At 46.2% G+C, this 10,888-nt stretch carries 11 protein-coding genes and 1 pseudogene; 4 read left to right on the top strand and 8 right to left on the bottom strand.

What is annotated here, in order from left to right:
* From FW758_RS23505 to FW758_RS23480, 6 genes and pseudogenes are all read right to left on the bottom strand, one after another.
* Positions 1–390 (bottom strand): annotated as a pseudogene (locus tag FW758_RS23505) (hypothetical protein); the annotation flags it as partial.
* A complete protein-coding gene (locus tag FW758_RS23500) occupies positions 357–1,205 on the bottom strand; it encodes a TnsA endonuclease N-terminal domain-containing protein (RefSeq protein ID WP_347675051.1) in 849 nt (282 codons plus the stop codon). The gene FW758_RS23500 and the pseudogene FW758_RS23505, both read right to left, overlap by 34 nt.
* Positions 1,206–1,333: 128 nt before the next feature.
* Positions 1,334–2,518 (bottom strand): NAD(P)/FAD-dependent oxidoreductase, encoded by a 1,185-nt coding sequence (locus tag FW758_RS23495; RefSeq protein ID WP_446446698.1) that lies wholly within the window; start codon positions 2,516–2,518, stop codon positions 1,334–1,336.
* A gap of 186 nt (positions 2,519–2,704) precedes the next feature.
* A complete protein-coding gene (gene gpsA, locus FW758_RS23490; RefSeq protein WP_006084809.1) occupies positions 2,705–3,721 on the bottom strand; it encodes an NAD(P)H-dependent glycerol-3-phosphate dehydrogenase in 1,017 nt (338 codons plus the stop codon).
* A gap of 4 nt (positions 3,722–3,725) precedes the next feature.
* Complete coding sequence (gene secB / locus FW758_RS23485; protein ID WP_006083777.1) at positions 3,726–4,211, bottom strand: protein-export chaperone SecB; 486 nt, start codon at positions 4,209–4,211, stop codon at positions 3,726–3,728.
* A 295-nt stretch (positions 4,212–4,506) separates the two neighbouring features.
* Positions 4,507–4,941, bottom strand: coding sequence for a rhodanese-like domain-containing protein (locus FW758_RS23480; RefSeq protein WP_006083779.1), 435 nt, complete (start codon positions 4,939–4,941; stop codon positions 4,507–4,509).
* Positions 4,942–5,208: 267 nt separating this feature from the next.
* Between FW758_RS23480 and gpmM the strand changes: the two genes are divergently transcribed.
* From gpmM to FW758_RS23460, 4 genes are read left to right on the top strand one after another with little or no spacing between them, the layout of a single operon-like run.
* Positions 5,209–6,753, top strand: a complete 1,545-nt coding sequence (gpmM, locus tag FW758_RS23475; RefSeq protein ID WP_006084808.1) for a 2,3-bisphosphoglycerate-independent phosphoglycerate mutase — start codon at positions 5,209–5,211, stop codon at positions 6,751–6,753.
* Between the two features lie 10 nt (positions 6,754–6,763).
* Positions 6,764–7,897, top strand: coding sequence for a murein hydrolase activator EnvC family protein (locus FW758_RS23470; RefSeq protein WP_006083781.1), 1,134 nt, complete (start codon positions 6,764–6,766; stop codon positions 7,895–7,897).
* Positions 7,898–7,929: 32 nt separating this feature from the next.
* Positions 7,930–9,135 (top strand): S41 family peptidase, encoded by a 1,206-nt coding sequence (locus tag FW758_RS23465; protein ID WP_115335909.1) that lies wholly within the window; start codon positions 7,930–7,932, stop codon positions 9,133–9,135.
* A 12-nt stretch (positions 9,136–9,147) separates the two neighbouring features.
* The gene (locus tag FW758_RS23460) at positions 9,148–9,903 is read left to right on the top strand and encodes a divergent polysaccharide deacetylase family protein (RefSeq protein WP_259521694.1); all 756 of its coding nucleotides are present in this window, start codon (positions 9,148–9,150) and stop codon (positions 9,901–9,903) included.
* Here the strand turns inward: FW758_RS23460 and FW758_RS23455 are convergent.
* Both FW758_RS23455 and FW758_RS23450 read right to left on the bottom strand, forming a co-directional pair.
* Positions 9,878–10,333 (bottom strand): Rrf2 family transcriptional regulator, encoded by a 456-nt coding sequence (locus tag FW758_RS23455; protein WP_446446697.1) that lies wholly within the window; start codon positions 10,331–10,333, stop codon positions 9,878–9,880. The genes FW758_RS23460 and FW758_RS23455 overlap by 26 nt on opposite strands.
* A gap of 22 nt (positions 10,334–10,355) precedes the next feature.
* Positions 10,356–10,610, bottom strand: coding sequence for a YkgJ family cysteine cluster protein (locus FW758_RS23450; protein ID WP_006083785.1), 255 nt, complete (start codon positions 10,608–10,610; stop codon positions 10,356–10,358).
* Positions 10,611–10,888 lie beyond the last annotated feature (278 nt).

Here is a 10,888-nt window from a genome sequence, read left to right as displayed (position 1 = left end):
ATCGATATCTACTTTTTTTGCATACTCTGCAAGATGTGGAACACGTTTTTTCGTCGCGTAATCAAAAACAAAAGCCCGATCTGAAACAATATTTTCAATAAGTCCATAGTTTTTATCTCTACGGGCAATATGTTCCTCTGGAATATTCTCTTCTGCGACCAAAAGAAAACTTGGTAAAGTAAAATCCGATTTTTTGGCTTTCTTACTTTTTATATGTTCAATAAATGCTTCCATAGAAAAAACCAAAGGCCGAGAGATTGGCGATTCCTTATTAAGCGAGAATAGGACGACAGATGCAACATCGTGCATAATGTCTAAAACACGGTATAAACCATCTTCAGCTAAATCAGAGCCTTTTAACTCCCAAACACTGTTTCTAGGAAATTGCATTCACTACGCCCTCTTTGCATATCTGCAATCGATTTAATATCTAAAATCCCTAGTTCTGGAATATATGATGATAAATCCACATCAATGAACTTATCTGCAATTAAGTAACGAATAAGTAATTGAGCCTCATCATGTGAAGCTATATTCATAGAGATCAATTTATGACAAAGATCTTCGAAAAAAAACTGGCCAACATTTATTACAGTTAATGCGCTATTTATCTGTCCATCAGAAAAAAACGTTGGATTTTCACGAAACGGGGCTGTTGCCCAATCAAGATTATGACTTTGTACTTTAGTTAACTCATTGCCAGTGAAGTAGCTAAACCTAACTCCAAGCAGTTCCCAACAAACTCTTTCAATATCAATCTTTTCGAGCACTCGTTGTTTATCAGATTCAGTTTCAGGTTTAACAGAAACTGCGTGATATGAAATACCTTGAGTAGAATCAATCGTAAGCAACTGATCCGTTGTCATAATGATAGGTTCTTTAGTTTTGGGATGGATAGGGTGCTTAACACCCAACATTCTCGCCACTTTCTGCGTGTAGTTGAGAGGTAAAATTGGAAACTGCTCTCTTATATCAACGACACAGTCGGAGAATTCAGCTAAATAGAAAAACTCACTCTCAATTGAGGACATCATATGATGACTTCTCTGAGACTTTCTTCCTAAAATTATCGATCTAGTACCATGACTTTTCACATCCTGAATTCTCAGCCACGGCTTATAATCGGAACCTTGCCCAATTCCATACTTATTTTTTAAGGCTCGTTGATAATCTGGCAAAGATTCAAGCTTTCTTCCGCGTGACATAAAATTTCCTGATATATTTCATACAGAAAGCATAGTATCAAACATCACTACGGGCAAACTTTATTGTCAAAAAATGCTCTTACGGGCAAACTTTAGTGCTTACGGGCAAACTTTATTGTCTCTACACACTAAACCGCTTGTCCTGCGGCGACGCCGGATGCCCAGGCCCATTGAAAATTAAACCCGCCTAACCAACCACTTACGTCCATGACTTCGCCGATAAAGTAGAGTCCTGCGACTTTGCTGGCTTCCATGGTTTTGGATGACAACTCATTACTATCAATACCACCTAAGGTCACTTCGGCGGTGCGGTAGCCTTCGGTGCCGTTCATCAATAATGTCCAGCGGTGTATATCATCGACCAGCTTGGCGCGTTCGGCATGAACAAGCTGATTTAACGCTTTGTTTAACAGAACTTCATCGAATAGTACTTCAACCAAACGTTTAGGCAACCATTGGCTGAGAGTGTTGCGCAGGCTTTGCTTAGGATGGGCAGTGAGCTGCTGCTCTAGCAATTGCGCCAAATCCATATTAGGCAAGAGATCGATTTCTATGGTTTCGCCCGCTTTCCAATAGTTGGAAATCTGCAACACTGCAGGGCCAGATAAGCCGCGGTGAGTGAATAACAGCGCTTCGCTAAACGCAGTGCCATCTTTGGCGGTAATGCGGCTCGGCACGGCTATGCCCGACAAAGGTTCGAAGCGAATTTTATCTTCACTGTGCCATGTAAAAGGCACTAAACCCGCGTGAGTTGGCAATACTTTGAGGCCAAACTGCTCGGCCAGTTGATAACCGTAAGGCGTGGCGCCGAGTTTAGGCATGGATAAGCCACCCGTGGCGATAACCAGTGAGTCGCAGCTCAGTTCGCCGTTAGAGGTGTTGAGCTCAAAGCGCCCTGCCTCGGTTTTTTTAACGGCCAGAATATCGGTGCGCAGCTTAATGGTCACGCCTGCCCATTCACACTCGGTCAATAGCATAGTGACTATCTCTTTAGCCGAGTCATTGCAGAACAATTGGCCGTGATCGCGTTCGTGGTATTCAATACCGTGGCGCTCGACCAGTTCAATAAACTGCTGCGACGGATAACGTGCGAGTGCCGACTTAACAAAGTGGGGATTACCACAAAGGAAATTTGCGGGCTCGACTTTCAAGTTGGTGAAGTTACAACGCCCACCACCGCTGATGAGGATTTTACGCCCCGCTTGCTTGGCATTGTCGAGAACGAGAACATCACGGCCTCGGTAACCTGCGGTCGCTGCACACATCAATCCCGCGGCGCCGGCTCCGATAATAATGACATCATGATGTTTCACGCTCTTACTCCACACAGATAAATTGATTGGTATTGGCTGACAACGGGCAGTTTGCTGACTCGCAGGCCTTTAGTCAGCAAGTCATGCAACAGCTAAACGGAGCAAAGGTAAGCTCAAACGTTAGGCACAAAAAAGGGCGCTATTTTAGCACCCTTTCTTTTATTCAGCATCATCACGGCTCGCGGTTTATTGCGCGGGCGTTTCTGATTTCTTTTCTCTGCTGAGCAATTCTTTCGCAGCATCGACGGGCGATTTACCTTGGTATAAGACTTGGTAAATCTGCTCAGTAATTGGCATTTCAACCCCAAGGCGTTTCGCAAGCGTAAACACTTCCTTGGTATTGCGATAACCTTCAACCACTTGGCCGATTTCAGCCTGTGCTGTGATCACATCACAGCCTTTACCTAACGCTAAACCGAAACGACGGTTACGGGATTGGTTGTCGGTACAGGTCAACACTAAGTCGCCTAACCCCGCCATGCCCATAAAAGTGGCCGCATTAGCACCTAAGGCTTCGCCTAAACGAGTTAACTCAACTAAACCACGGGTGATCAAGGCTGTTCTGGCATTGGCACCAAAGCCGATACCGTCAGACATGCCCGCACCTATCGCGATCACATTCTTTACCGCGCCGCCAAGTTGCAGTCCGGTAAAGTCGTCGTTGGCGTAAACCCGCAAACGTTTAGGGCTGTGTAACAGCTCAACGAGATCGTTGGTGAACGTAGGACAAGTACCCGCAACCGAAATGGCCGTAGGTAAACCCATGGCTAATTCTTTCGCGAAGGTCGGCCCAGATAACACCGCCAGCGGATATTGCTCACCTAACACATCACGGGCCACATCTTGCAGCAAACGTCCGGTTTCAGGTTCGAGCCCTTTCGTTGCCCATACGATGCGCGCATCGCTACGGAGTAACGGTTTAGCTTGCTCAAGCACAGTTCCAAACACATGGCTTGGTACTACCACTAACACATTGTTACTGGCAGCTAAGGCTTTGGCTAAATCGGCTTCGATCTGTAAACAATCAGGAAACGCAATACCAGGCAAAAATGCTTGGTTGCACTTGTCTTGAGCGAGCGTTTGCATGTGGACAGGATCGTGTCCCCATAACAAGGTCTTATGACCGTTGCTGGCTAAAGAAATGGCAAGGGCGGTGCCATAAGAGCCCGCCCCTAATACCGTGATATCGGCAGAGTTTTTCATGTAATTAAGCGTTAGCTTCTTCGGCAGCTGGTGCAGTCGCAGCAGCTTGACGTTGTTGCACGTATTGGGCAAAAAGCGCGTCGAAGTTAACTGGCGCTAAGTTCAGTTGTGGGAAAGTACCACGACCGACTAAGCTGCCCACGGTTTCGCGAGCATATGGGAATAGGATGTTAGGGCAGTATGCACCTAATGAATGCGCCAGTTGTGGCTCAGTCAGACCAGTGATAGAGAAGATACCAGCTTGTTGTACTTCACATAGGAAAGCAGTATCGCCACCGTTTTGTGCAGTTACCGTTAAAGACAGGACAACTTCATACACATCGTCAGCTAATTTAGCGCTGCGCGTGTCTAAATCTAACTTAACTTCTGGGTTCCATTCTTTTTGGAATACAGCTGGGCTGTTAGGCGTTTCGAAAGACACATCTTTAGTGTAAACACGTTGGATGTTGAATTGTGGGGCTTGTTGTTCGTTGTTTGCTACTTCAGCCATAATTTCCTACCTATCCTATCAATGTTGTATCGGCTTTTCGTTGAAAGCCAATTATTATTTGAAAGCCAATTCATCTTTGAACGTAAATTGGCTCGGGGCTTATGTTACTCAAGGCCTGTATCAGATCTCGGTATCATCCCAACTTGCACCCATATTCGGGTATCGATCGAACCAGTCTAAAAACTTACATTAAGCCCTTAGCGACCGCAGGATCAGTATGCCAAACAATAATGACTGTATTGCTGCACTGCCTAAAGGATAGGGTGCAGCTTAAATCATAACTGCCGCCGACAACTTATCTTTTGCTTTTTGAAACAGGCATATTTGCTGCCTGCCATTCACCCATACCACCTTTCAAGTTATACAGGTTTTCGAAACCTTGTTGGCTTAAAAGCTGAGCGGCTTGAGACGAGGTCATGCCAGCATTGCATACCAATATAATGGGACTGGCTTTAAACTTTTCAAGGGCAGATATCTGATTATTTTTAATATCTGCTAGCGTAACGTTAATTGCATCAACAATATGCCCCTTGCGGAACTCGTCATTAGAGCGCACATCAACCACTTTAGCGTCCTGTCTGTTCACCATAATTGTCAGTTCTTGGTGAGAAATACTTTTGATTTTTGACATGCTCGATTTGATGATACTCGCGACAAGCACAACAAATAATCCCACCCAGGCCAGACTTAACATTGAGTGAGCTTTAAAAAATTCGATATATTCTTGCATGATGATTGCCCGCATAAATGGCGAAAATTCGATAAGGGCACAGAGTATACCGATTGCCTTGGCAGATTGCAGCAGTTTAGTCACAGTTCGAGATCGCACTTTTAGCGCAATTGCCTAGGTGCTTGTTACAAGCCAGCCACAGAATTGGACGAATTAGTGATTCGATGACCTTAATCGGGGTAAAGCGCTTTTTCATACCCCGCTAACGTAGTAATATTTGACCAATTTCAGATTTCTATCGCTTCTATAAAACTTAAAGGTATCACTATGACGACAGCTAAACGTCCGCTCGCGTTGTTGATCCTCGATGGCTGGGGCTACCGTGAAAACACGCATAACAATGCGATTTTCCACGCCAATACTCCGGTACTCGACCGTCTCAACGCTCAATATCCCCATAGTTTGATTTCAGGTTCTGGCTTAGATGTAGGCTTACCTGATGGCCAGATGGGAAATTCTGAAGTTGGCCACATTAACTTAGGCTCTGGCCGTGTGGTTTATCAAGAACTCACTCGCATCAGTAAAGCCATTGCAGATCATGAGTTTGAACAAAATCCAGCTCTGTGTGATGCGGTTGACTCGGCCATTAAAGCCGGTGGCGCAGTGCACATTATGGGTCTGCTTTCTGCCGGTGGTGTTCACAGCCATGAAGAGCATATCGAAGCGATGTGCCGTATGGCCGTTGCCCGTGGCGCAACTAAGGTTTACTTGCACGCTTTCCTCGACGGCCGCGATACACCACCGCGTAGCGCTAAGAGCAGCTTGAGCCATTTTGATGATCTGTTTACTACATTAGGCCATGGCCGTATCGCCTCGATTATTGGTCGTTACTTTGCAATGGACAGGGATAATCGTTGGGATCGCGTCTCGCAAGCCTACGATTTAATCACCCAAGGCAAGTCAAAATTCCAATACGACAATGCGGTTACTGCATTAGAAGCGGCTTACGAGCGTAACGAGAACGACGAGTTCGTCTCTTCATCGGCAATTACAGATGCAGACGGCCAAGTTGCGACCTTGCAAGATGGCGATGCACTGATATTTATGAACTTCCGTGCCGACCGTGCCCGCCAAATCACCCGTAGCTTTATCAACCCAGACTTCGATGGTTTCGAACGCGCTGTAGTGCCCAAAATGCACTTTGTCACTCTGACTGAGTACGCCGGCGACATCAAAGCACCTATCGCGTATCCATCTGAAAACTTGGTGAATACCTTAGGTGAAGTGCTGCAAAAACAAGGTCGTACTCAACTGCGTATCTCTGAAACTGAGAAATACGCCCATGTGACTTTCTTCTTCAACGGCGGCAAAGAAGAGCCATTCGAAGGTGAAGATCGCATCCTAATCAACTCGCCTAAAGTGGCGACTTACGATCTACAGCCTGAGATGAGTTCAGCCGAGCTGACCGACAAGTTAGTGGCGGCAATTGAGTCGACCAAGTACGACGTGATCATCTGTAACTATCCGAATGGCGACATGGTTGGCCACACGGGTAATTTCGATGCCGCCGTTAAAGCCTGTGAAGCGGTTGACGCTTGTATCGGCCGTGTAGTGGATGCGCTGGCGAAAGTGGGTGGTGAATGCATTATTACCGCCGACCACGGCAACGCCGAGCAAATGACGGACGAAACCACAGGTCAGGCGCACACAGCCCACACCAGTGAACTGGTACCTTTCGTCTTTGTGGGCCGCAATGCGACCATAGATGAAGGTGGTAAGCTCAGCGATGTCGCACCGACTATCTTGACCTTGATTGGCGAAGCCATTCCAGCAGAGATGACGGGCAAGCCCTTAATCCACATTAAAGAGTAACCGTTACCTAGTGAGCACTCGACTCCTTGTTAAAGCCAGCATTCTTGCTGGCTTTATGATGTTATCTTTCTCGGCCAACGCTTCTGATTTGGAGAAGCGTCAGTCCGAGTTGAAATCAATCCAATCGCAAATAAATCAACAACAAAGCGCGTTAAAAACCACAAGTAAGCAAAGAGAGAAATTGCTGTCATTGCTGCGTAGCGATGAAGAAGCGATTGCGTCAGCGGCCAAAAAAGTCAACAGCACCAAAAATAGCTTAGCGCAAATCGATACTAAGCTGACCGAGCTGAAACAACGTCAAGATGAGTTAGAAACGCTTAAAGTAAGTCAGCAACAAACACTGTCGAAACAACTGTCGAGCGCCTATCTTGCCGGTAATCACGATTACACTAAGATGATGCTCAATCAGCAAAGTCCTGCCACTATCGAGCGTATGTTGGCCTATTACCAATACCTCAATAAAGCGCGGATGAAGTCGATCAACGAATTAAAGCAAACCTTGACCGAGCTAGATGAGATCAAGGTGTCGCAAACGAGTAAGCAAAAGCAATTAACCAAACTCGTGGCCGAACAACAGGTCCAAGCCAAACGTTTGAGCCAAGAGCAAGATCAGCGTCAACTGACCATCAAAGAGCTGCAACGCACCTTAAATTCTAAGGGCGCTGAGCTGGAACAGTTGCAAATTGAAGAGGCCAGCTTAAAGCGCGTGGTCGAACAAGCGCTACGGGCCATGAAAGACAATCCTTCGATGGAAGGTTTTGGTAAACAAAGTGGCAAACTCAAATGGCCGACGAAAGGTCGCGTCAGTGCCAGCTTTGGCAGCCAACGTTCCGGCCAAGTGGTGTGGAAAGGCACTATGTTATCCGCACCAGAAGGGCAAAATATTCGAGCCGTTTCAGGTGGTAAGGTTATTTATGCCGACTGGTTACGTGGTTTTGGTCTGGTGATGGTTATCGATCATGGCAAAGGTTATATGAGCCTGTACGGCCATGCTCAAACCCTATTAAAAAGCCCTGGCGACATGGTAAAAAGCGGCGAAGCGATAGCTTTAGTCGGACGTTCGGGTGGACAGAGCGAGGCTGGCCTATACTTTGAAATAAGGCACAAGGGGCAAGCCGTCGATCCAGCGAAATACTGTCGCTAATCATAACGGTCCCCTCATCACAGGGGACGGCTATGAAACACATGATCCGCTATATCAGTTGCGTTGGATTAGGCCTAACTTTGGGCCTATCCATCAGCCTCTCTAGTCAAGAGAACGCTAAGTCCTATCGCAGTGATTTTGACTATCCGTTACTGCAAGATGTGCTTGAAACTGTTGAAACTTATTATGTGAAAACCGTTTCGAAAGAAGAGTTAGTGCAAGCGGCAATCAAAGGTATTTTTGAGCACTTAGATCCCTATTCCAGCTTTTTGAATCACCAAGAATTACTCGATCTCAAAGACTCCAATCGCGGAGAATATTTTGGTTTCGGCTTCGAAGTCGCAACCCAAAATAACCACATCAACATCATCGCCCCCTTCGCCCATTCCCCTGCAGAACAAGCCGGAATACGCGCAGGCGACATTATCGTTAAGCTCAACGACACACTGGCGACCGAGACTAACCTCGCCAATATCCTTGCCGAGATAAAAAAACATAGCCTCAGCAATCAAAGCATTAAGCTAGTGCTTAAGCACAGCAATGACGATGCGACCTTTGAGGTGTCACTCAAGCCGAGCACTATCACTATCGAATCTGTCACCACTCAACTACTTGATGGCAATATTGGTTATGTCAGATTAAGTAGCTTCCAAGAAAACTCGACCGAAGATATGGTGCGCTCACTTAGCCAATGGCAAAACAAACCGCTCGCTGGACTCATCTTAGATTTACGCAATAATCCCGGCGGCTTGCTCGACCAAGCCGTTAAAATTGCCGACCTATTCCTCGCCAAGGGGCGCATAGTCTCAACCTCTGGCCGCTTCTTCGATGCCAACTCCGACTACTACGCCTCACCACAAACCATGCTAACTAACGTGCCCATGCTAGTGTTGATCAACAAAGGCTCGGCTTCAGCATCTGAAGTGCTCGCCGCCGCATTGCAGGAAAATGGTCGGGCTAAGCTCTTAGGTGAGACCAGTTTCGGTAAAGGCACAGTACAAAGCCTGATCCCCATCTTAGAAGACGGTAACGCGATAAAACTCACCATTGCTCAGTACAATACCCCCAGAGGTGAAAACATTCACAACATAGGAATCGTCCCAGACATAAAAATTGCCGCAGAAACTGGTTCCGGCGCGGGTAATTTGGCTATAATCGACGCCCTATCCGCCCATGCATCTCTGGCCCAAGATCATCAAGTGACCTCAGCTATTGCATGGATACAGCATCATGACTAATAAGAAGAAACTGTGCGCTTACTTTATTCCTTGGCCCTATTGGCCCTAAGCATTTCTCAAAGTCATGCTGCTCAAATTGCCCTCATTATTGATGACATAGGTTATCGTCATACCGATCAAGCCGTGCTGGCACTGCCCAGCACAGTGACACTATCAGTGTTGCCTCATACACCTCTTGGCAAAGAACTCGCAAATGCTGGCCATAAAAAAGGCCACGAAATCATGCTGCATCTGCCTATGCAGGCGCTTAATGGTAAGGCGTTAGGGCTGGGTGGATTGACCAATACTATGACTGAGGCACAAATTCGCGCCAGTGTTGTCGATGCAATTAACAGCGTTCCTTTTGCTAAAGGTGCCAATAACCACATGGGGAGCTTACTGACTCAACTCGATGATCCTATGCTTTGGATTATGGAAACCCTCAAACAAAAGCATCTGTATTTTATCGATAGTATGACAACAAGATTCACTAAGGCGGGAGAGACAGCGGATCAGTTGGGCGTGCCATTATTAAAACGCCAACTGTTTCTAGACAATGATACCAGTGCTAAAGCACTCGAAAGACAATTTAACTTAATGATAAGTCAGGCACACACTCAAGGTAGCCTAGTGGCGATTGCCCATCCTTATCCAGAAACCATGCGCTTCTTAAAGGCCAATCTACAAAGACTAAAAACCGAGGGGATTGATCTAGTACCAGCATCAAGCTTACTCCCCATCGGCATTGCACACAAAAATGGAACTAATCCAGCTGTAACACTGAGATAGACATGTCAGGCAGCAAGGCAAGTAACTCATCACGATTACTCACAATGTCCAACAGAGTATATTGATCGAGCACATTCAAATACGCTTCAACTGCTTGTGCTAACACGCTTTTCAGCTTACAGGCAGGCGTGAATCGGCAGTAAGGTTTACTGCAATCAATCGGCGCCAACGAGTTTTCTAACACCCGAACTAACTGACCTAAGTTAATCTCACTCGCAGGCTTACCCAAACGGAAACCGCCCATCTTGCCGCGAATGGTTTCGAGGTAACCCATCTTGCCTAAATGATGCACTATCTTAGAGACATGATTTGGAGACAGATCAAATACCTGAGTAATTTCAGCAATTCTAAATAAAGTGGTTCTGTCTGGCTGCACCGCCAAATACATCAAGGTTCGAACGCCAAAATCGGTATAACGAGTTAACTGCATATTTCACCTGTCAGCGATAAACTTAATGAGAGGTTTGAGCTTCGAGTTGGGTAATCAACCAAAGCGCCTCTTCGTTCGAATGACCGCATACATCTTCCGATGCATCGAAATCACTACAAACCGCGGGACGATCGGGCGAGCCGAAGATCAAACATAAATTGGCATCACTCAGCTGCACACAACGCTCACCCGCAGCCTTACCATTTGGCATACCTGGAATACCGCTGCTAATTGAAGGCGCAATACAGCAAGCACCACACCCAAGACGACAATTCATTTTCGTTACTCATGAAAGACATAAGGCATTATACCGTTTAATTTGTCCGAGATCAGTGTCACAGGTCAATACTGCCAAGTCGCGCACAAGCGCCATTCTGTGCGTGAAAGAAATAATATGAATAAAGTGGGACAAACTTAGACAAAAGTAGCTGAGATTTAAATTTACTACGAATGGGTTGCAACCTTTGAAAAGGCTTTCATTCTATGCAGGTAGGAAACGATGAACTTATGAACACGAAGCTAGGCTAGATCCTTGCAAAAGAAGCCGCGACAATA

Source organism: Shewanella sp. 1180_01 (genome assembly GCF_052850535.1).
This window is presented reverse-complemented; position numbering and strand designations above follow the sequence as displayed.

Excerpts from the sequence above, each read along its gene's own strand:
- FW758_RS23500 (WP_347675051.1), bottom strand. The coding sequence starts at position 1,205 with ATGTCACGCGGAAGAAAGCTTGAATCTTTGCCAGATTATCAACGAGCC.
- gpsA (WP_006084809.1), bottom strand. The coding sequence starts at position 3,721 with ATGAAAAACTCTGCCGATATCACGGTATTAGGGGCGGGCTCTTATGGC.
- secB (WP_006083777.1), bottom strand. The coding sequence starts at position 4,211 with ATGGCTGAAGTAGCAAACAACGAACAACAAGCCCCACAATTCAACATC.
- FW758_RS23480 (WP_006083779.1), bottom strand. The coding sequence starts at position 4,941 with ATGCAAGAATATATCGAATTTTTTAAAGCTCACTCAATGTTAAGTCTG.
- gpmM (WP_006084808.1), top strand. The coding sequence starts at position 5,209 with ATGACGACAGCTAAACGTCCGCTCGCGTTGTTGATCCTCGATGGCTGG.
- FW758_RS23465 (WP_115335909.1), top strand. The coding sequence starts at position 7,930 with ATGAAACACATGATCCGCTATATCAGTTGCGTTGGATTAGGCCTAACT.
- FW758_RS23455 (WP_446446697.1), bottom strand. The coding sequence starts at position 10,333 with ATGCAGTTAACTCGTTATACCGATTTTGGCGTTCGAACCTTGATGTAT.
- FW758_RS23450 (WP_006083785.1), bottom strand. The coding sequence starts at position 10,610 with ATGAATTGTCGTCTTGGGTGTGGTGCTTGCTGTATTGCGCCTTCAATT.